Origin of the sequence: Paenibacillus sp. FSL R5-0914 (assembly GCF_038004525.1) — a bacterium.
Lineage (GTDB): Bacteria > Bacillota > Bacilli > Paenibacillales > Paenibacillaceae > Paenibacillus_AQ.
Map to the genome: position 1 here is coordinate 3003481 of NZ_JBBORH010000001.1, position 20679 is coordinate 3024159.

Sequence of the window (20679 nt, forward strand, 5' to 3'; positions counted from 1 at the left end):
GTGACCTCCTAATTTAGGTTCAAAGTACGGTGAGCAGTCGGAGGGACCTCATCACGGTCTGTTAGCAGTTCAATGACGGCAACACGGTTGATGGCAACAGCATCCTTGATGGCTGTTTCGAACTCCTCCGCTGTCTCACATTTGTAACCCTTAGCGCCTAGTGATTCTGCGAATTTCACAGCATCCATAGGGACTTCGTAGATAGTTCCGTCAATACGTCCTGTAGTTTTTTCCATACCTTTTAGAGCCATATCTAGCTGTTTATTATTCACAACAATGAATATGACAGGAATATCCTTGCAGACAGCAGCGTTAATCTCTGCGCCTAGCATCATAAAGCAGCCATCTCCTGTAATGCAGAAGATCGTTTCTTCTGGAGCAGCAACCTTTGCACCAATCGCCATTCCGATGGAATTACCCATACAAGCAAAGTAAGCATCGAAAACAAAACTGCCCGGTTTCTTAACCTTGTACCATTTCGCAGCATGGAAACCGTGACTTCCATCATCAACAAAGACTGTGCTGTTATAAGGAATCAAATCACTCATCGTACTCAAGACCGATGCAAGTGAAAGGTTTGGTAAAATCGGAGGCTCTTCGGTATAATCGGAATTTGTCGGTGCTTCGCGTTTTGTGATGTTGTTCGTGTCAATATTATTGAGATAGTAAACTAGATTGTCCCGTAGATCTCCAGTCACTGGAATCGTTTTAGAGAACAATATTTTTCCGACAAAAGTCGGATCGCTATCAAACTGAATTAATGTTGCAGGATGATTTTCCCTTTTAAGATTACAAATTGTCATATCACTTAAACGTGAGCCGAGAACGATAAATAGATCACTTTGATTCAGCAAGTCATCCCCATGGGTACAACCGCCTACTCCAATTGGACCGTGATAGAGTGGATGATCCCAAGCTATAGCCCCTTTACCACCTGGAGATGTAACTACAGGAATATTAAATGTTTCCGCTAATTGAATTAGCTCACTATGTGCTCCTGAGCGGTTAACGCCTTTACCCGCGATAATTATTGGATTCTTAGAGTTATTTATAGCATCAAGTACACGGTCGATATTAGCATGGCTAACCAGTGATTCGCGTTCAGGGATTACAATATTACATTCCTCTAGCAATTCCGTTTGTACATCAAAGGGAATACAAAGGTGAACTGGACCACGATTACCGCTCAAGGCAATGGATATGGCATGATTAAAGATTGTGCTAAAGTGGTCTCCACGTTCAATAAGCTTGCTATATAAGGTGGCAGGTCTAAACATATCAGCTAAATCAGCTAGAAAAGAGGTAGAGTCCTGACATTGGGGGATTCCAAGCTCTTTAATAGATTGATGGCCAGTAATAAATAGGACAGGTAGGTTGTTAGCCTTAGCATGTGCTGCTGCAGTTAATAGGTTTGTTCCACCAGGACCTGAAGTACCAAAAGCTACACCTAGTTTTCCAGTTTTAAGCGCATACCCGGCTGCTTCGAAGCCGGAACTGGACTCATGTCTCCCGGGAATAAATTCAATACCGTAATCTACCATTTTAAGAACAATAGGACAAATGGATTTCCCGATAATACCAAAGGAATGGGTAACACCTAGGTTCCGTAGTGCTTCCGACATGTAATCTGCGACTGTCTTCAAAAAATACACCTCACAAGTTGATTGTTATTTTAAAATCAAACATTAGAAAACCTGTGCTCTGAATTAGGGCACAGGTTGGTGGCATAAATCGCCATAGAGACTGAACAATTGTTCAGTCGTCTTGGTTTTCTGCAACCTGGCAGTCATGGCCTCTGATTAAAAATGAGGCTGTAGATCCATGGTTTTGCGTCATCCTCTTTCGAAGATTTTGCCAATATTAATTTTAAAATTTATAAGAAGAATTTTCCTTTACAATATATTCCTAGAGAACCTTTGTCAATATATTTTCGCAAATTAACTCGAATTTTGACGAAAGTCTTGTCCAACCTATGAAATAATAGATATAAAAAAACTCCCCCTAAGTCAAAACTTAGGAGGAGTTTTTGGACTTGTTTATATATTTTTGCAAGTGACTTAAAACTTGAAAATATGGATAGTCTTCTGTAGATTAAACACAGCCTGTGTCATTTTCTCAGTTTCTTCAGCAACGGACTGCAGGGCATTAATTTGTTCATTCATAGCGGCGGATACTTCCTCGGTGCCGGCAGCGGTTTGCTGTGTGATTGCAGAGATATTCTCTATTGCACTTGAGATTTTCAAGGCACTTTCCAACATCAGATCACTTTCAGCAGAGAAGGAAGAGATTTGCTCGGTAATATACTGCACACTTTGCACAATTTGAGCAAAGATATGAGCAGATTGAGTGATCATCTCATTCTGTACCTGTACGACTTCTTCGTTGATAGCGATATTGTCAATCGCTTGTTTGATATCAGTTTCGATGCTCCGAACTAAGCCAAAGACTTCCTTCGTTGAAGCCGTTGATTCTTCGGCAAGTTTACGAACCTCCTGTGCGACTACAGCAAAACCTCGACCATGCTCTCCGGCGCGTGCTGCTTCGATGGAGGCATTCAGCGATAAGAGGTTGGTCTGCTCAGCGATCTCTGTGATGGTTTTTGTAATCATCGTAATTCCGCGAGCATTATGAGACAGGGCTTCGATAGTATCAGCTACTTTTTGAGTAGCCTGGATGTTTTTGCGCATGCCTTCAGCTTGAGTATCAACGGACTGCCGTCCTTGTTCAACTAGTTCTAATGTATGTATTGAACGTCTGTTCATTTCTTTCGTTGAGTTCGTATAATTGGATACTTTATTCTCAATATCTTTAATAGATTCTGTCATTTCAGCGATATCCGTAGATATTTCATTTGCACCAAGAGCTAGCTCGTTAGACGAAGAGGCTACCTGTGCCATGACAATTTTCAAATTCTGATTCTTATCTTCGATTCCACGGCTTGCATCCATAACTTGACGAGTGATTTGTGATGCTTCTGTCAAAATCTTCTTGAGCTTGTCAATCATAGTATTAAAGGAACGACTTACGTCCCCCATAGACCCGTTCTCATCGGCTCTACTAGTAAAATCCCCTTTTGAAATACTATGAGATACATTCGCGATGTCATCAAAAGAAGATGTAAGCGTTCTCTCGATAAAGCGGGCCACGGGGAAAGTTAGAGCAGCAAGAACTACGATTAGAACAATACCCAAAATAATGTTGCCTAAGATCATAAAAGTAACTAAAACAGGAATAGCAAATAGTGCGGCAACGAGGTAACATCCGGCAACAATTCTTTGTTTTAACGGAAGTTTATGCATCCAGTTCATTGGTATAATGTCCTCCTTATTAATATTATGTATTGGTGTTATTATATGGGATTTAAAGGTGATTGGTCTATAGTAAGAACTGACATAAATCTTCTTTTCGGAGTAGTTCTTTAGATTTCGTGTCAAAAATCCTCATAAATAGCGGAAATTTTTGCGATAGCAGACTTTACCATCTCTAAAAGTTCTTGCGGTGAAAGTACAATAACCGAGGGACTAAAAGAAAGGATTATCCGGCAGGCCGACTCGATCGTATTAAATTCGGCATCTACGTTTACCCACTCTGCTTTGCTAGTTGGCTCTATCAATTGGACAGAGACGAATCTTTCTCGCTGTAATTCTTTTAAGATAGATGTTCTAACCCTTAGCTTTACTTGATACTTTGGCAGTGCTGCTTTAAAGGCAGTGGTGGACTCTTCCCAGTACTGTTTTAAATCAAAGTCATCAGGTCTTTTAAACCACTCATGAGTCTCCTCAACGTTAACTAATCTGGACACACGAAAGGTCCGTAGTTCATCTTTGCTTTTGGCTACGACATACCATACTCCGCGTTTTGCAACTAACCCAAGAGGTTCAATGAAACGGACCGTTGTCTCGTTGCTCCGGAGATAAGTGATTTTTACTTTGCGGTCCTCCCAAAGTGCTCTCTGCAGTACAGAAAGGAACGGATAAGTCTCATCCGAAGGATGCCAACTGGCGCCATCAATATGAATACGCTCGCTTAGGTAATTTGCTGGGTTACTAAGTCGATGTGAGGATGCAGCCTCTAGTTTGAGAAGAGCGGAAGAGTAGTCGTCTTGTATCCCCAGATCATTCATTATAGATGCGTCAGCGGACAGAAGCAGTGAACCAATCTCTTGTGGCTTCATTCCCGTTAGGGAGGTTCGGTACCCTTCAGTAAGCATCCAACCTCCTTCACGACCACGTTCAGCTAAAATGGGTATTCCTGAAGCACTTAATGCTTCCATATCACGAAACACAGTTCGTTCTGATACCTCGAGTGTTTGGGCCAATTCTCTAGAAGTCATTTTTCCACGATTTTGCAACAGAAGTAATATTGATAACAAACGGTCGGCTCTCATTAGGCTATTGTACCTCCTCGAATTATTGATTAGACGATCACCATTAATCATTTCTAAATCATGATTATATTATATATGTCAGTTGATGTCATATATACGGGCTATACTTATAAAACGTAAGGAATGTTCACAGAATATTGAAATCCGAATTCAGGTGGAAAGGGTTGAGGGCTATGACATTGAAAGGGAAAGTCGCATTGGTTACCGGGAGCAGCAGAGGTGCTGGGAGAGGGATCGCTCTAGAACTAGCAAGAAGAGGTGCTTTTGTCTATATTACAGGGAGGACCACAGATGTATCCGTCACAGAGCATATTAAGGGGAGCATAGATAGCGTACTTAGAGAAATAAAAGAGAGTGGAGGTTCTGGTGCGGTAATACGATGTGACCATACGAAGGATCAAGAAACAGAAGCAGTGATCCGCCAGATCGCTGAAGAGCAAGGTCGGCTCGATATCTTAGTTAACAACGTATGGGGAGGCAATGATTTAGCTATCGAGCAGAAGCCTTTTTGGGAGCTGCCTACAGCTCATTGGGACAATATGTTTAATGCCGGTGTGAGAGCACAGATGATCACAAATTATTACGCAATTCCCTTGATGCGCAAGGCAAAAACTGGTGGTCTAATTATCCATACAACCTTCTGGGATCATTATAAATATTTAGGCAACTTTTATTATGATCTTTCTAAAAATGCACTTTTACGTATGGCTTTCGGATTGTCGAAGGAGTTAAAGGATGACGGCATTGCGGTTATGCCACTTTCACCTGGATGGATGAGAACAGAAGCGGTTCTAGAAGCCATGAATACAGATGAGGAACATTGGCAAGAAGTTGAGGAACTGAACATGAGTGAATCGACGACATATATTGGTCGAGCAGTGACTGCACTAGCCGCTGATCTAGAGGTTATGTCTATGTCCGGTGAGCCACAGCAGGTTGGAAAGCTTGCTGAAAAATATGGTTTTACAGATATTGATGGAAGGATAATCCCTTCGTTCATAATATAGGAAGAAAAAGATTCGTAAAATATAAGAAAGGCCACTCCAATACATTCTGGAATGGCCTTTCTATATTATAGATTAAAGAAGGATGATTTCTTCAGCAGTGTTAATTTCTGGTAAACCAGCGAGTTTCACAAGGACTTGCTTAGGAACGGCTTTGTCAACGGTCAGCAGCATGATTGCAGCGCCCCCAACAATTTTACGTCCCACTTGCATGGAAGCGATGTTTACATCGTTCTCACCAAGCAATGTACCCACGAGTCCGATAATCCCTACTTTGTCGTTATGGGATACAAAGATTTGATGACCTTCAGGAGCAATATCAACTGGGAACTTATTCACTTGAACAATCCGTTCTCCGTAACCTTGCAGCAGGGTGCCGGCAACAAGATACTCTTGGTCACGATCAGCTTTTAGAGTAACAGTAATCAGGTTGGTAAAGCCTTTAGTTTTAGAAGCTTTAGTTATTACTACGTTCACGTCGCGTGTTTTCGCTAAATGCATGGAGTTTACGATATTAACGTCCTCTGCAAAGTGGCGGGATAGCACACCTTTTACAATGTAGCGGGTTAGTGGTTGGGTATCTACATCCGAAAGATCACCAGCGTATTCAACATGGATCTCACGGATAGCAGCAGCTGCAATTTGGGTAACAAAGCTGCCCAGTTTTTCCCCAAGCGTGAAGTAAGGTTGAAGCTTATTCATTACACTTGGAGCCACTGGAGGAATGTTGACCGCGTTAATGAACGGTTCATTACGCAGAATATGCAACACTTGCTCCGAAACATCGATCGCCACATTTTCTTGAGCTTCAATCGTAGAAGCGCCAAGGTGAGGAGTCACGATGATTTTTGGATGAGACAGGAAAGGATGATCTGCTTGCGGCGGCTCTTTCTCGAATACGTCGAACGCAGCGCCAGCAACAATACCGCTATCTATAGCTTCTACTAATGCCATTTCATCAATTACACCACCACGTGCACAGTTGATGATGCGCATTCCCTTTTTCATCACTTCGAATTGTGGGCGAGAAATCATATGGCGTGTTTCCGGAGTAAGTGGAGTGTGCACAGTAATGAAGTCTGCTCCGCGAACAACATCGTCTACGGAAGCCAATTTAACTTCCATCTTTTCAGCACGTTCAGCTGTTAGGAAAGGATCAAAAGCAAGAATTTCCATACCGAAAGCTTTAGCACGTTTAGCCACTTCGCTACCGATTCTGCCCATTCCGAGTACACCTAAAGTTTTGCCACGAAGCTCTACACCTACGAATGTTTTTCTATCCCAGGTTCCACCGATTGTTTTTGCATAAGCTTGTGGAATATGACGGGCCAGAGCCATCATCATTGCGAAAGCATGCTCACAAGTCGTAATTGTATTTCCATCAGGAGCATTGATTACAACAATACCACGCTTTGTTGCAGCATCCAGTTTGATATTATCTACACCAACACCTGCACGACCAATTACTTTTAGATTTTTTCCTGCTTCGATGATTTTGTCTGTTACAGTAGTTTGACTGCGGACAAGGAGGCCATCGTATTCACCGATAATTGCAATGAGTTCGTCTTCGCTGAGTCCTGTTTTTTTGTCAACAACTACATCTTCTGCGTCCATCAATTGCTGAATGCCCAAATCACTGATTGGATCCGATACTAATACTTTAAACATGGTTTCTTATCCCCCTTAAAGTTGAAAAGCTTTATATGTCGAGGACGCCTTTTTGGGCAATCCACAATACCTGAAGATTCACGAACTAGTAGAGAAAAAACATGTGATAATAGTAGATCAACGCGGTGTCGCATAAAAGAAGCTGCGTGCAGAAATGCCGCGGAATCGGTAACTTTGGGCAAAAGGATAGTATAGATTAGGTATTTAGAAATTAAAAAAACTCCCGACCCCCATACTACTGCCGTAGTAAGGGACGAGAGTTATCTTCGTGGTACCACCCTAATTCACTGCAACTTGGAAGAAGCAGTCTCATTGGCCTGCAAAGGCCACACTGGTAACGGAGTTGATCCGATTGCACCTACTTTAAGGTTCGATACAATATCTCAGGAGCGCTAAAGACATCTGTTTGTCACCGGTTTGCACCAACCACCGGCTCTCTGAAGACTTCCAGAATCTTTGTTCCATCATCGTTTTTGATTGATTAATTTTTTCATAATGTAACACGGTAATGTAGATGTGTCAATAGGCTTTGAAAGTAAGCTTTCTTGAAGTGAACTTCATTTTTCGTTATGATTCAATGACTGGTTCTATTCATAAAAAAACGGGAGCTGTGGAATCGTCTCCTTGCTATAGTACTGCTCTCGCCACTTCATAAAATCCTCTACCTGTATAGCACCTGTGGAAATAAGCAGGGTTACTGAGGACTGAACATCCGTAAGATTCAATGAACTGGCTGTACCAGAATGTATCAAATCGTCTATTTTTGCAGTAATGTCCTGAGGATCGTAGGCTGCAAAAATTCCGCGATTTAACATCATATCAGCGATGGATGCGTTCTTTTGAAGGAGAGGCATTTTTTTCCACTGGATAAAGGACATGGTCTTTAGCTCACCAGCAACAGAAGGGATTTTCTGGTTTGTCTTAGAGCCCCACTTTAGCATAGAATCATAAAAGTTCTTTTGTGCGAGCAATCCGAATTTAACCGCACCGGCAGTATAAGGATCATTTTTCAGCAATTTTGCCGTCTCTGCACCAGATGCACTTGCACTTATTTCACCAGAAGCTTTTGAGAATAAAGTTAAGCTTTTGAGTATGTTTAGCTGTGATTGATGTAATAAGGGAGAGTCGGAAAAGATAGAGTCCTGGTTAACTCTTTCATATTGTTTATCTGCTAGAAGGCTAAGATTCTTCATAGCTGCTGCATTTACACGGGCATCTGTACTGCGTGCCAACTTGTCCACTTGTGTGTTCCAATTCTGCTTGAATTCCCGATAAGGCAAAAATACGTTATGATAGAAAGTAACAAGATCCTTCTGTTGGTAAGAGCCCGTGAATTCTTCTAATCCATATCCATTACTGCTCTTTTGTTGCTCATATTTAGCTTCCGTTTTGTCTGCGCCAACCTTGACGCCTGTGAAAAATGCGGCGAAGGCGCAAATAAGGAAAAACAAAAAAAATAGAGTGTACAACATTTGTGTACGGGAGTTACGTTGGCTCATAATAAGTGCTCCTTTTTCTGGGGGAATTATCCTATGTATTATGTATTGATAGCAACATTATGGACGGTTTCTCTTTCGGAGCTGCCCCAAAAAATTAAAGAACAGGCAGGTCACGATGAAAAAATTCAAATTTGGCGAGATTAAGATAAAAAAAGTAGAGCCAGGTCAGTTAACAGACCGTCTTCTGCTCCTCAATCTCTACATTACTCAGGGGCTTACATTAATTATCGGTTTGATATGGATATTATTTCAGAAAAGAAATCCTTTTCAGCTATTAATTTTTCCAGAAAACGTACATTTTGTGGCATGGGGTCTTGGACTTGCTGCTGTAATGCTGGTAGTTGATTATTTATTGACTCATATTGTACCTGAAGAAAGTATGGATGACGGGGGAATAAACGACCTTTTATTTCGAAATCGGCCCGTATGGCACATTGTTGTAATTGCAGCTATGGTATCGATCTGTGAAGAGCTTCTGTTCAGAGGAGCCATTCAGTATTCCATTGGTCCTTATTGGACGAGTATTTTGTTTGCTCTTATTCATGTTCGCTATTTGCGCCACTTTGTACCTACCGGATGGGTGTTCTTAAGCAGCTATGGTCTTGGATATATATACATTCAATCAGGAAGCCTATGGGCACCTATACTATGTCATTTCTTCATCGACCTTTTCTCTGGTCTGGTGATCCGCTACAGGAGGGAATCATGAGTGAGGAATTGAGCCGGTTGAAGTCTCGTCAGAAAAAGCGCAGTGGCGAAGGCAAAACTTCTGGCAAAAGTAAAAAAACGAATCCGCGATCGGAGGGGGCTCCTAGAAAGAGCAATCATTCCCGGACAACAACGGCAACTTTATCAAGGAAAGCGCGCCGTCCGGCAGCTTCTGCGAAGGGATCTAGCGCTGGAAACAAAGAGCAGGAAGAATCTGTTCCATCACGTTCGAATACGTATTCATCAGAACGTGTTCGGCTTAGTAAAATGTTTGTTAACTCTCTGATTTTCATTTTTGTAATATTGCTGGTAGCGCTCCTCTGGTGGGGAATCGAAGGGGCGCCGCCTTTGAGTACTTTATGGTGATTTTTTGGATTTGGGGATTGGTTGTGGTTGTGCTTTTGATTGCGCTAATCATTGCAGTGATTATGGTGAGTAACGCCTTTAGAAGCAGAATTATTACCGAGGAAATAATTTTGAAGTCGCTCCCAGATGAGTTTGATGGATTTCGTCTCTTATTTATAACTGATATCCATCGCCGCCGCCTTCCAACAGCACTGCTGACTCCGTTAAAGGGAAAGGTGGGTGCTGTTTTATTAGGCGGTGATCTAACGGAAAAAAACAGTCCTCTGGATCGACTGACTGATAATATGACTTTAGTGACTTCTATTGCTCCTACCTATGTAGTACATGGAAATCATGATTATCGAGCTGATATTTCACTAATTGATCAGATTATCCGGGGCAGTGGTGCAAAGCTGTTAATGGATGAGAATGTGCGTATTGAACGTGAGGGAGCTTCTCTTTGGTTAACGGGAGTGGATTTTCCGAAAAAGGGTGGTAACACTTCTTATCGTCCATTACCTGAATTAACGTCACGTGCTTCTTCAATAAATAACACTTGTCGTATCATTCTTGTTCACGATCCGCTCTGGTTGTCCAAACGTCAAAGTGTGCCAGCGGATCTGATATTAGCAGGCCACACGCATGGAGGGCAGGTCATTCTTCCTTTTTTGGGTCAAAGACATGTGGAAAATTTCTATCATAAATATGATGCGGGAATGTTTCAATGGCCCAGAAGAGATGGGACAGGAAGGGATGCGAAGCTGCTGATTAGCAGAGGGTTTGGAACCTCTCACTTGCCGATCCGCTGGGGAAGTCCTGCTGAGATGCACGTGCTAACGCTCCGTAAAGAAAAACATTAGAAAATTGTCTTTGTACCGATTGAACGGGTGGACAAAAAAAACAGGTAATCTCCTTTCCATCAAGGGGATTACCTGTTTTTATTTATCCTAATTAGGAATTAGCGCATCTTAAGCTCAATACTGCGAGGATCTACAAAGCTATAACCCTTGCCTTCAAGAGTAGTAAGCAGTTTATCCAACGCTTCAACTGTCCAAGGTAGCTCATGCATCAGAATATTACTGCCAGAATGCAATTGATCCGTCACATTTTTGATTAACTTATCTGTTTTTCCGGTTTCTTTCTCTTTCATTTCCCAGTCCAGTGATCCATTGGACCAGGTCATATACAACATCCCATTCTCAGCGGAAATCTTCTTCCCTACATCTCCGCCAGCACCATGTGGGGGACGGAAAAACTGAGGGGCTTCACCAATAATCTCCTTGACCGCATTTTGAACGTCTTCGATTTGCTTTTTGACCTCAGTGTAAGACTTGTCCTTCAACACAATATGATCCCAGCTATGGTTGCCGATAATCCCTCCGCGGTTATGAATTAACTCTAGAAGCTCGGGATGCGCTTTAACGCGGTATCCATTCACGAAGAAGATCGCTTTGGCCTGATGTTTGTCCAGAACATCCATTAACGGATTAATCATTTCCGCATCTTTGGGACCGTCATCAAAAGTGAGTAACACGACTTTTTTATTTGTAGTTTCCTCATTTGGGACGATGTCGTAATTTTTGTTCATATGGTACAGCAGTGGAATTTCAGCGGAGGCTTCATCCTTACTGGCTGTATTATTACTACCTGTAGTTCCTCCATCTGCTGACGCTTCAGGGGTAGGGCTGGCTGTAACTTCAGGGGAAGGCGCTGTAGTTTCTGCGCTCTGTGTAGCTGCCGCCGTAGGCGTATTGTTTGTGGTGTTTGTATCCTCGGCTGTCTTTCCATTCGCACCGCTGTTGCCACAGGCTGTCAGCAGTAAGGTAGCCAGTAGGAGCACTGATGTCATTTTACCCACTTTTTTCAACTCGCTTTCTTCTTATTAGGTTGCATGAGCGGCAATCTTTCCGCGAACACTAAACATGATTTTACCATACAAGGAGGCTGGAAATATGAATACTTCGTCATTTTTATGTGGGGTGCTGATGGGCGTCGCAGCCAGTATGATTATGTCCAAAAAGCGGAATTCTCTAATGTCTTCGCTGGGGCAATCGGGCGGTTCCATGAGTGGAGCAGCAGATAAAGCAAAAGAAAAAATAATTGGTATGGCTACGACAGGGTTTGGAAACACTGCTGCTTCAAGCAGCAATGCAAGCAGTAATACAAGCAGCAATGCTCAAAGTAATGGTTCGAACAGCGGAACCTCTGAGCATAAAACGGAATCACCGGCAAAATCAAAAGAATCCAATCTCAAATTACTGAAGGATTTCATTCGCAACAATCCTGAAGTGAAGAGCGAAGTGGAGCAAATTCTTAAAGAAACGCATACTGCCATACCGGGATTGTAACCGTAAAGGACTCCTTCAGAATCATTTTGAGGATGAAATATTCCGCAGAATGATTCTTTTTTATATTCAAGGGCTTGAAAATGGTTTATGAATTAGAATAAGCTCTTCAGTAGTGGCAATGCTTTAAGAGGATTTTATATATTTATTTTCGTGCATTTATCTCTGCAAAATGATAACATACATACATAGTAACCATTTTTGGCTCATTACTCGGGACTCATCATACATTATAATAAATGAGCTTGCAAAAGGAGGATCCTGTCATGAGAATAGAGCGATTAAGTCAAGATAAGATACGGATTTTCCTCACTTTTGACGACCTGAGCGAGCGGGGCATCCAGAAGGAAGACATGTGGCAGGAAGTTCCCAAGGTTCATGACCTGTTTACGGAGATGATGGACCAAGCATATAGTGAACTAGGTTTTGATGCTACCGGTCCGCTTGCCGTAGAAGTTTTCGCATTGCCCGCCCAAGGCATGGTCGTTATAGTGACCCGAGGAAAATATGATCACCATCAGTACGGTGCGTCCGGGGAAGAAGAATTGCCAGAAGAGATTTACGAAATGGAAGTTACTCTTGAACAAAGCGACTCCATTGTATATGCATTCCGCGATTTCGAGGTTCTTGTTGAAGCGGCCCATGTGCTCATTGGTAATATTACTTCCCAGGGGAAACTGTATTCTTATAACAATAAATGGTATCTGTACTTCGATCCTAAGGAATTTGAAGAAACAGCGTTGTCAGGTCTTGTTGGCGTACTAGCTGAATTTGGAGATTCCTCACCGGTTACTGAAGCTGTCCTCGATGAATACGGGAAGACAGTAATGCCGGAGAATGCAGTCCAGTTATTGTGCACTCATTTTAAGCGTCAGGATTAAATAGCATGATAGGGCTGATAAGCATCATTTTAGCTGATAAGCCCTATTCTTGTTCTTGATGGTATGGCGGTCATTCTTGAATTAAAGCTGTTATCTGCCTTGCTGTAATCAGCAGAATAAGGCGCTAGGGATATAGGGAGGTTATTCGGTGCTCGTGTTATCGGTTATTTCGTCGGCAGTAGCGCCGGGACTTGCTCTGCTGACCTTTTTTTATTTGAAAGATAAGTATGATCAAGAACCGCTTCATATCGTTATTAAGGTGTTCCTGCTAGGCCTTCTGATTGTATTCCCTGTTATGATCATTCAGAGAGGACTAATGCTGGGACTGAATGGCGGTCCTTATGTGGAGTCGTTTCTCATATCCGCTGGCGTGGAAGAATGTCTAAAATGGTTTGTGCTTTACCATATGATTTACAATCACACCGAATTTGACGAGCCATATGATGGGATACTATACGCCGTAGCGATTTCGCTCGGCTTCGCAACAATAGAAAATATAATGTACGCTTGGTATAGCAATGCATCAATCGGTTCCATGTTCCTGAGAGCACTGCTTCCGGTTTCTGGACACGCTATGTTTGGTGTAATCATGGGCTATCATTTAGGGAGAGCCAAGTTCTCAAAGGGAGCTAAAACAAAAGGGATTCTGTTAATCTCTATCTTGCTGCCATGGTTGTGGCATGGGATTTATGACTTTATTTTGAGTACGACAGCTAACTACTGGATATGGTTTATTGTTCCTCTGATGGCTATTCTATGGTACGGAGGGATGGGGAAAGTGGATAGGGCGAATAGCCGGTCCCCTTTCCGCTTTCTGAAACGAGAAGAAGAGGTTAACCTATAATCGAGATGGACACACTTATATTCAAAGGATTGTTCCTTAGCGGGAGATTCCAGAGAGGAGAGAGGTGTCTTTTTTTGCGTATAAAAGTCCGTATACTTTGCAAACAATGCGGTGAGACCTACATATTAAGAGGGATAAAAGAGCAGGGTGTGATTCAAACCGGCTTTAAGCAATGCCTTTGCAGTAATAGCAGTGGCTTTGAAATCGAAGAGAGAGCATAAGCGCTATGCTATGCAAATTTGGAGTGAAATCCCTCTATTCAAACACTTTAGTCATATTGTGTTACAGAAGGGTGCATAAGACTCCTAGTTTATTGTCAAACTAACGCCAATAAGCTATCGAAAGGAGTCTTGTAGCCCTATGTACAAAAGATTAAGTGCTGTAATGTTCCCGCTGACTGCGCTGCTGTTAATTGGAGCGCTCGTGTGGGGTTATCAGGAGAATCAGGAGAAGAATGCGATCCTAATTAAGGCGGAGAACCAATATCAGCGTGCCTTTCATGATTTGTCTTACCACGTGGAGCGTCTTCATGGAGAGCTGGGAAACACACTAGCTGTTAACTCCGCTTCTAACGGGATGCACCGCAAAGGACTTGTTAATGTGTGGCGGATGACCAGTGAGGCGCAAAATGAAATTAATCAGTTGCCACTCACATTACTGCCATTTAGCAAAACGGAGGAGTTTCTGTCTAAAATCTCAAACTTTTCTTATAAAGCTGGGATTCGTGATTTCGCTAAGAAGCCTTTGACAGATGGTGAATTGAGCAATTTAAAAGCATTGTATAAGAGCTCTGGAGAAATCTCAAAAGATTTGCAAGATGTTCAGAATAAAGTGATTGGTAGCCGTTTGCGCTGGATGGATGTTGAAACCGCATTGGCTACAGAGAATAAGGCAGAAGATAATTCGATTATTGACGGCTTTAAGTCGGTGGACAAACGTGTCGAAGGTTACCCTGACCTGGATTGGGGTCCTTCAGTTGCAAGCATTTACGATAAACGCTCTGTAAAAATGCTCGGAGGTACCCCTGTTTCAGTTGAAGATATCAAACGTAAAGCCATTAAGTTTGCTAATGCAGGCTCAAATGCTAAGGTAGACGTTAAAGAAAACGGAAAAAATACGAAGTGGCCTTCTTATACGGCTACAGTCAGTGGTTCGAATAATAAGCAGATTATCAGTATGGATTTCACCAAAAATGGTGGTTTACTGATCTCTTATTACGATAACCGTGAGATAGGACCTGCTAAGGTGACCCTAGAAGAAGCAGTTACCAAGGCGGAGCAGTTTCTTAAGAAAAAAGGATATCCTCATATGACTGCGGTTAATGCTGACCGTTATGATAATATCGGGAATTTAACCTTTGTAACGAGCCAAAATGATATCTTGATTTATCCTGAGAAAATGACGATCCGCATTGGACTTGATACTGGGACAGCGGTTGGATTTGAGGCTAGCGAATATGTCAATGAGCATAAGGACAATCGTAAAATTCCAAAGCCAAAGCTGACTCTGGCGGAAGCGAAGAAATTTCTGAATTCGGATTTCAATGAGAATTACCATCGCATGGCGTGGATTAAAAATGATGACTCCGTAGAAGTCTTGACTTACGAATTTGGCGGAGAGGTAAATGGTACTCAGTATCGTATTTATCTTAATGCGGACGACGGCATTGAAGAGTCCGTGGAAGAAATCAGGCCTTCTTCAGGAGTAGAACAAAAGTGAAAAAACAGGGCTCATCCATTATTTGGATGGGCCCTTCTTTATTTTTGAAATTCAAATAATATTTATCTCATTGGGTGATATTCCCATGCTATAATCATTGTTAACTATACTGATTTGGCGGTGACATCTTTGTATCCTAAAATTAATGAATATCTATACATACAGGTTGCTTCCAGTGACGCTGCTGAAGCAGAAGTTGAATATAGATCGAGAATTGCAGAGACAGAGGACGACGCATTCCTGATTGAAATTCCTATGCAGGAGAGTGACGGTCGTCTGAAACGACTTTTTATGGGGGACGAGCTTTCGGTTTATTTTATTACTGAGGGTGGCATTAAAAATTACTTTAATACTCATGTTCTCGGGTTTAAAGAAGATGTAATTCGTATGGTCCGGATACAAAAACCAGAGGCGGATTCGATTTTCAAAATTCAGAGGCGAAGCTTTTTTCGGGTGAATGCAGATCTTGAATTAGCTGTGAAGGATAGCTTTGGCAAAAGATTCCTTGTACGTACAGATGATATCGGCGGCGGAGGAACGTCTTTCTTGGTGGATCACCAAGTGAAGCTCGAGGTGGGAGCGAAATTATCCTGCTGGGTTCTAGTGCCTTATCGAAATGGTAGTATTGAGCATGTGGACTTTGAAGGTGAAGTGGTTCGGATTAAAAAGCTTGAAAACGGGCGCCAATTGGCCATGCTGAAATTTGTGGCTATTACGGATAATGAGCGTCAGAAAATAATACGTTACTGCTTTGAACGACAGTTTGATTTCCGCAACCGATAGGCATTTTTCTTAGCTCTATTAAGTGTTCTGATTTTGCACTGAAGTATAAACTGTGGTATAATTTTATAAGTCGCAGGCAATGCCTGCTTTTTTCTTGATAATATCATCAAGCATATCCATTTGTATGTGCTCCTTGATATTGCAGGAACGAACTTGACATCGCTAGATGCTTTTCTTATGAAAGAGTGTTTGAGGAGGAATGCCCCGTTGGATAGGCAGGGTACACATACTTACGACAGAATTAACGTCGCCATCGACGGACCTGCCGGGGCAGGCAAGAGTACTGTAGCCCGATTGGTAGCCCAGAAGTTGTCTTATATTTATGTCGATACAGGCGCAATGTACCGGGCAATCACCTGGTATATGATCCGAGAAGGCATAGAACCGGAAGATCAGAATCAAGTGAACCAAAAAGTTCACGATATGGTTATTGAGCTTATTCCGGAAAAAGACATCCAGAAGGTGCTGATTAATGGGGAAGACGTAACGCCGCATATTCGGAGTCTTCAGGTTAGCGGCCTTGTGTCGCAGTATTCGAAAATCGAAGGTGTAAGGTCCAGACTGAGTCATTTGCAGCGTCAGATGGCGCTTCGCAAAGGCGTTGTAATGGATGGCCGCGATATCGGTACGACCGTGCTGCCCGATGCCGAAGTAAAGATTTTTATGACGGCAAGTGTGGAAGAAAGAGCTCTCCGTCGTTATAAGGAATTGAGAGACGCGGAATCGGTGACGCTTCAGCAGCTTGAACATGATATTGCACAGCGGGATCGTCTGGATGAAGGACGGGAGATTTCACCGCTGCGACGTGCGGAAGATGCGATTCTTCTCGACACGACCTTTATGGATATCGATCAAGTCGTGGAGGCCATTGTATCCCATTGTAGATCTCATGTTGACGGGGAGAGAAATCATTTATGATTTATGTATTTTGCCGAGGATTGCTTCGCTTGATTTACGCAATTGTTTTCCCGCTTAAGATTGTGGGGGAAGAGAATGTGCCAAAGGAGGGCGGGGTGCTGCTCTGTGCCAACCATATTAGTTTGCTGGATCCGATGACTATCGGGATTAAGTTAGACCGTCAAGTAAAGTATATGGCTAAGGCAGAACTTTTTGAGGTTCCTGTGCTTGGCTGGCTCATTAACAAATTGGGTGCTTTTCCGGTCAAACGTGGTGGTGTAAGCAAAGAATCCATTAAAACGGCCCTTAACACACTTCGTGGTGGTAATGTCATGGGTATCTTCCCGGAGGGTACGCGTAACTCTGACGCCGGAGTTGCCAAGAAAGGTGCTGCAAGCTTTGCACTTCGAAGCGGTGCTGCAGTTGTTCCAGCCGCTATTGTCGGTGAGTACAAACCCTTTCGACGGATGGTTGTAGTCTATGGGGCTCCTATAGATCTCAGTCAATTTGCCGGTGCAGGAAGTGAATCTCTCGAGGCTGTTACCGATGTCATTATGGAACGCATCAATGAGATGAAGAAGTCGGGTATACCAACTGTTGGTTAAGGGATAAACGGAATCACAAATTTCGTCCTGTGCTATGATTAAATAACGGCATAGTCGCTATTTTTTGGAACATACTATCTTCAAGTGTAATTTGTAATACCAAGCAATGCTTGTTTTGAACTCTGCTATACGCAGGTTTAAATAAATGGGGTTTTGAATCGAGGAGGCTAATCACATGTCTGAAGAAATTAAAAATCAGGAAACTACGGAGAGCAATGAAACCGTAGAAGCGGTGGAATCCGCTGTGACAGAAAATAACGGAGCTGTAGAAGAAGTTGCTGCCGTTAACGAAGAAGAAGTGACTAACCAAGCTGACTTGGAAATCATTTCTCTGAAAAAAGGCGATACCGTGAAAGGAACAATCGTCAAAATTGAAGATAACCAAGCTTATGTAAGCATTGGATATAAATACGACGGTGTGATTCCGATTCGCGAATTGTCCGCAGTACAACTGGACAACGCTGCTGCAGCAGTAGAAGTTGGACAGGAAGTAGAATGTAAAGTTGTTAGCATCAACGACAACAAGGAAAGCCTTGTTCTTTCCAAACGTGCTGTTGATAGCGAAAAATCATGGGAAGATCTTGAGAAGTACTTTGCTTCCCAAGAAGCTTTCGAAGTTACTGTGGCTGACGTTGTTAAAGGCGGTCTAGTAGCTGATGTTGGAGCACGTGGATTTATCCCAGCTTCCATGGTTGAGCGTCACTTCGTTGAAGATTTCAGCGATTACAAAGGCCGTACCCTTCGCGTTAAAGTGAAAGAACTTGACCGTGAGAACAGCAAAGTAATCCTGTCCGCTAAAGAAGTTCTTGAAGAAGAGTTCGAAGCTAATAAGCTTAAAATTATGGCTGAACTGTCTGAAGGTCAAATCATTGAAGGTACTGTACAACGTCTGACCCAATTCGGCGCATTTGTTGATGTTGGCGGAGTTGACGGTCTTGTACACGTATCCGAAATCGCTTGGAATCACGTAGAGAAGCCTTCTGATGTAGTTTCTGAAGGTGATAAAGTACGTGTTAAAGTACTTAAGGTTGATCCTGAAAAAGGAAAAATCAGCCTGAGCATTAAAGCTGCTGCTCCAGGTCCTTGGGACTCTGCTGCTGGCGAAATCAACATCGGTGATGTTGTAACAGGCGTTGTAAAACGTCTTGTGAACTTCGGAGCATTCGTTGAATTGCTTCCAGGTGTGGAAGGTCTTGTGCACATTTCACAAATCTCCCACAAACACATTGCTACTCCACACGAAGTATTGAAAGAAGGACAAGAAGTACAAGTGAAAGTACTGGACTTCAATCCATCCGAGAAACGTGTTAGCCTGAGCATCAAAGAAACTGAAGAAGCTCCAGCACCTACTGCTAGACCTGAACGCAGCAACAGCAGAGACAGAGCTCCTAAAGAAGTATTGAATAACCCTAACGTTTCTCTAAGCAACGAAGGCCTTAGCTTTACGCTTGCTGAACGTTTTGGAGACAAGTTGGACAAATTCAAAGGTAATAACTAATCCTGCTTTTTGAATATACGGGTAAAGTAATCGGCGAGCCCTCGATACGGGGGTTCGCCGATTCTCTTTTTCCAGTGACAGAAAGATTTATTGGAACTAACATGAGTGTTAGCCAATTTTAATGTTTTTTGCTATGATGAGTATCGTAAGGATGACAGGAGGAATGAATATGGCAAGACCCGTTGTGGCAATCGTTGGGAGGCCTAACGTCGGGAAATCGACGATTTTTAATCGGCTGATTGGCGATAGATTGGCCATTGTAGAAGATAAACCGGGGATTACACGTGACCGGATTTATGGTATTTCAGATTGGAACGGTAAGTCGTTCAGTGTGATTGATACCGGAGGTATTGAAATTGATGGAGATGACACGATTCTGAAATCAATCCGCGTTCAAGCGGAGCTGGCGATTGAAGAAGCGGATGTTATTGTATTTATGTGTGAGGCGAAGAGTGGTGTGACGAATTCAGATGAAGAGGTAGCTCAGATTCTGTTCCGTTCAGGTAAACCGATCGTTCTTGCCATCAATAAAGTGGATAATATGAAGCGTGCAGATGATATTTATGAGTTCTATAGCCTAGGTTTTGGAGATCCAATCGGAATTTCCGGTAGTCATGGTACAGGACTCGGTGACTTATTGGACGCTGTCGTAGAACGTCTGCCAGAGAAAATAGATGATGAATATGATGACGATGTCATTCGTGTAGCTTTGATTGGCCGTCCGAATGTAGGTAAATCCTCTTTGGTTAACGCAATTCTGGGTGAAGAACGCGTTATCGTTAGTGATATTGCAGGTACTACTCGCGATGCTATTGATACGCCTTTTGAACGTGATGGACAACGTTATGTGCTTATCGATACTGCAGGTATGCGCAAAAAAGGCAAGGTATATGAGAACATTGAGAAATACAGTGTTATGCGTGCGATGCGTGCGATTGAACGGGCTGATGTGGTTCTCGTTGTAATTAACGGTGAAGAGGGCATTATCGACCAGGACAAGCATATCGCTGGTTATGCACATGAAGCTGGTAAAGCATCTATTTTTGTTGTGAACAAATGGGATGCCATTGAGAAAGACGACAAGACTATGCAGAACTTCGAATCTAAGATTCGTGACCACTTCTTGTTTATGAGTTACGCACCGGTTGTCTTCTTGTCGGCTTTAACTAAACAGCGCCTGCAAAAACTGCTACCAGTGGTGCAGCATGTATCTCAACAGCATGCACTACGCATTACTACGCATCTGGTGAACGATGTTGTATCGGACGCCATTGCGATTAACCCTCCTCCAACTGACAAAGGCCGTCGCTTACGTATTAACTACGTAACGCAGGTTGCGGTGAAGCCACCGACGATCGTGGTGTTCGTAAATGACCCATCGCTGATGCACTTCTCCTATGAACGTTACTTGGAGAATAAAATCCGCGCGGCGTTTAATTTCGAGGGAACGCCAATCCGTCTCTTTACACGGCGCAAATCCGAAAACGAAGGTTAGG

The 20679-nt window shown here is 42.7% G+C and carries 19 protein-coding genes, 1 riboswitch and 1 other annotated feature; of the genes, 13 read left to right on the top strand and 6 right to left on the bottom strand.

Features of this window, described 5'->3' with window-relative positions:
* Nucleotides 1-8: 8 nt before the first annotated feature.
* The 3 genes from MKX60_RS13230 to MKX60_RS13240 form a co-directional block, all read right to left on the bottom strand.
* Nucleotides 9-1652, bottom strand: coding sequence for a thiamine pyrophosphate-binding protein (locus MKX60_RS13230; protein ID WP_341060068.1), 1644 nt, complete (start codon nt 1650-1652; stop codon nt 9-11).
* 118 nt (nt 1653-1770) lie between these two features.
* A riboswitch (cyclic di-GMP riboswitch) is annotated at nt 1771-1866 on the bottom strand.
* A 191-nt stretch (nt 1867-2057) separates the two neighbouring features.
* Nucleotides 2058-3308 carry a methyl-accepting chemotaxis protein gene (locus MKX60_RS13235; protein WP_042190241.1) on the bottom strand — a complete coding sequence of 417 codons (1251 nt, stop codon included), beginning with the start codon at nt 3306-3308 and terminating at the stop codon, nt 2058-2060.
* A 122-nt stretch (nt 3309-3430) separates the two neighbouring features.
* Entirely contained in the window at nt 3431-4387 is a 957-nt protein-coding gene (locus MKX60_RS13240) for a helix-turn-helix transcriptional regulator (protein ID WP_341060070.1), read from the bottom strand.
* Between the two features lie 173 nt (nt 4388-4560).
* Between MKX60_RS13240 and MKX60_RS13245 the strand changes: the two genes are divergently transcribed.
* Nucleotides 4561-5394: an SDR family NAD(P)-dependent oxidoreductase gene (locus tag MKX60_RS13245; protein ID WP_341060309.1), complete on the top strand. Its 834-nt coding sequence runs from the start codon at nt 4561-4563 to the stop codon at nt 5392-5394.
* 72 nt (nt 5395-5466) lie between these two features.
* Here MKX60_RS13245 and serA read toward each other — a convergent pair whose 3' ends face one another.
* A complete protein-coding gene (gene serA / locus MKX60_RS13250) occupies nt 5467-7059 on the bottom strand; it encodes a phosphoglycerate dehydrogenase (protein WP_076284555.1) in 1593 nt (530 codons plus the stop codon).
* A 246-nt stretch (nt 7060-7305) separates the two neighbouring features.
* Nucleotides 7306-7536, bottom strand: a binding site (T-box leader).
* Nucleotides 7537-7646: 110 nt separating this feature from the next.
* A complete protein-coding gene (locus MKX60_RS13255) occupies nt 7647-8558 on the bottom strand; it encodes a hypothetical protein (protein ID WP_042190235.1) in 912 nt (303 codons plus the stop codon).
* A 115-nt stretch (nt 8559-8673) separates the two neighbouring features.
* On the opposite strand from MKX60_RS13255, the gene MKX60_RS13260 reads away from it, so the two are divergent.
* From MKX60_RS13260 to MKX60_RS13270, 3 genes are read left to right on the top strand one after another with little or no spacing between them, the layout of a single operon-like run.
* Entirely contained in the window at nt 8674-9267 is a 594-nt protein-coding gene (locus MKX60_RS13260) for a CPBP family intramembrane glutamic endopeptidase (RefSeq protein WP_042190233.1), read from the top strand.
* The gene (locus MKX60_RS13265; protein ID WP_076299568.1) at nt 9264-9632 is read left to right on the top strand and encodes a hypothetical protein; all 369 of its coding nucleotides are present in this window, start codon (nt 9264-9266) and stop codon (nt 9630-9632) included. The genes MKX60_RS13260 and MKX60_RS13265 overlap by 4 nt, the downstream gene beginning before the upstream one ends.
* The gene (locus tag MKX60_RS13270) at nt 9626-10471 is read left to right on the top strand and encodes a metallophosphoesterase (protein ID WP_076299569.1); all 846 of its coding nucleotides are present in this window, start codon (nt 9626-9628) and stop codon (nt 10469-10471) included. Before MKX60_RS13265 ends, MKX60_RS13270 begins: the two co-directional genes overlap by 7 nt.
* A 98-nt stretch (nt 10472-10569) precedes the next feature.
* On the opposite strand, the gene MKX60_RS13275 is transcribed toward MKX60_RS13270, so the two are convergent.
* Nucleotides 10570-11478: a polysaccharide deacetylase family protein gene (locus tag MKX60_RS13275; RefSeq protein WP_445670751.1), complete on the bottom strand. Its 909-nt coding sequence runs from the start codon at nt 11476-11478 to the stop codon at nt 10570-10572.
* An 85-nt stretch (nt 11479-11563) separates the two neighbouring features.
* On the opposite strand from MKX60_RS13275, the gene MKX60_RS13280 reads away from it, so the two are divergent.
* The 9 genes from MKX60_RS13280 to der all read left to right on the top strand — a co-directional run bounded on the left by MKX60_RS13280 (nt 11564) and on the right by der (nt 20678).
* A complete protein-coding gene (locus tag MKX60_RS13280) occupies nt 11564-11959 on the top strand; it encodes a hypothetical protein (RefSeq protein WP_042190229.1) in 396 nt (131 codons plus the stop codon).
* A 263-nt stretch (nt 11960-12222) separates the two neighbouring features.
* Entirely contained in the window at nt 12223-12837 is a 615-nt protein-coding gene (locus tag MKX60_RS13285; RefSeq protein WP_042190227.1) for a genetic competence negative regulator, read from the top strand.
* Nucleotides 12838-12985: 148 nt separating this feature from the next.
* Entirely contained in the window at nt 12986-13681 is a 696-nt protein-coding gene (gene prsW, locus MKX60_RS13290; protein ID WP_042129603.1) for a glutamic-type intramembrane protease PrsW, read from the top strand.
* Nucleotides 13682-14041: 360 nt separating this feature from the next.
* Entirely contained in the window at nt 14042-15400 is a 1359-nt protein-coding gene (gene ypeB, locus MKX60_RS13295; protein ID WP_341060071.1) for a germination protein YpeB, read from the top strand.
* A gap of 129 nt (nt 15401-15529) precedes the next feature.
* Entirely contained in the window at nt 15530-16183 is a 654-nt protein-coding gene (locus MKX60_RS13300; protein ID WP_042190221.1) for a flagellar brake protein, read from the top strand.
* A gap of 207 nt (nt 16184-16390) precedes the next feature.
* On the top strand, nt 16391-17101 hold the full coding sequence (gene cmk / locus MKX60_RS13305) for a (d)CMP kinase (RefSeq protein WP_231573321.1): 711 nt from the start codon (nt 16391-16393) through the stop codon (nt 17099-17101).
* The gene (locus tag MKX60_RS13310; RefSeq protein WP_042190219.1) at nt 17098-17685 is read left to right on the top strand and encodes a lysophospholipid acyltransferase family protein; all 588 of its coding nucleotides are present in this window, start codon (nt 17098-17100) and stop codon (nt 17683-17685) included. Before cmk ends, MKX60_RS13310 begins: the two co-directional genes overlap by 4 nt.
* Before the next feature lie 175 nt (nt 17686-17860).
* Nucleotides 17861-19183, top strand: a complete 1323-nt coding sequence (gene rpsA / locus MKX60_RS13315; RefSeq protein WP_256716304.1) for a 30S ribosomal protein S1 — start codon at nt 17861-17863, stop codon at nt 19181-19183.
* Between the two features lie 169 nt (nt 19184-19352).
* Nucleotides 19353-20678 (top strand): ribosome biogenesis GTPase Der, encoded by a 1326-nt coding sequence (gene der, locus MKX60_RS13320; RefSeq protein WP_042190218.1) that lies wholly within the window; start codon nt 19353-19355, stop codon nt 20676-20678.
* Nucleotide 20679: the final 1 nt, after the last annotated feature.

Excerpts from the sequence above, each read along its gene's own strand:
- MKX60_RS13235 (WP_042190241.1), bottom strand. The coding sequence starts at position 3,308 with ATGAACTGGATGCATAAACTTCCGTTAAAACAAAGAATTGTTGCCGGA.
- MKX60_RS13240 (WP_341060070.1), bottom strand. The coding sequence starts at position 4,387 with ATGAGAGCCGACCGTTTGTTATCAATATTACTTCTGTTGCAAAATCGT.
- MKX60_RS13245 (WP_341060309.1), top strand. The coding sequence starts at position 4,561 with ATGACATTGAAAGGGAAAGTCGCATTGGTTACCGGGAGCAGCAGAGGT.
- serA (WP_076284555.1), bottom strand. The coding sequence starts at position 7,059 with ATGTTTAAAGTATTAGTATCGGATCCAATCAGTGATTTGGGCATTCAG.
- MKX60_RS13255 (WP_042190235.1), bottom strand. The coding sequence starts at position 8,558 with ATGAGCCAACGTAACTCCCGTACACAAATGTTGTACACTCTATTTTTT.
- MKX60_RS13260 (WP_042190233.1), top strand. The coding sequence starts at position 8,674 with ATGAAAAAATTCAAATTTGGCGAGATTAAGATAAAAAAAGTAGAGCCA.
- MKX60_RS13265 (WP_076299568.1), top strand. The coding sequence starts at position 9,264 with ATGAGTGAGGAATTGAGCCGGTTGAAGTCTCGTCAGAAAAAGCGCAGT.
- MKX60_RS13270 (WP_076299569.1), top strand. The coding sequence starts at position 9,626 with ATGGTGATTTTTTGGATTTGGGGATTGGTTGTGGTTGTGCTTTTGATT.
- MKX60_RS13280 (WP_042190229.1), top strand. The coding sequence starts at position 11,564 with ATGAATACTTCGTCATTTTTATGTGGGGTGCTGATGGGCGTCGCAGCC.
- MKX60_RS13285 (WP_042190227.1), top strand. The coding sequence starts at position 12,223 with ATGAGAATAGAGCGATTAAGTCAAGATAAGATACGGATTTTCCTCACT.
- ypeB (WP_341060071.1), top strand. The coding sequence starts at position 14,042 with ATGTACAAAAGATTAAGTGCTGTAATGTTCCCGCTGACTGCGCTGCTG.
- MKX60_RS13310 (WP_042190219.1), top strand. The coding sequence starts at position 17,098 with ATGATTTATGTATTTTGCCGAGGATTGCTTCGCTTGATTTACGCAATT.
- rpsA (WP_256716304.1), top strand. The coding sequence starts at position 17,861 with ATGTCTGAAGAAATTAAAAATCAGGAAACTACGGAGAGCAATGAAACC.
- der (WP_042190218.1), top strand. The coding sequence starts at position 19,353 with ATGGCAAGACCCGTTGTGGCAATCGTTGGGAGGCCTAACGTCGGGAAA.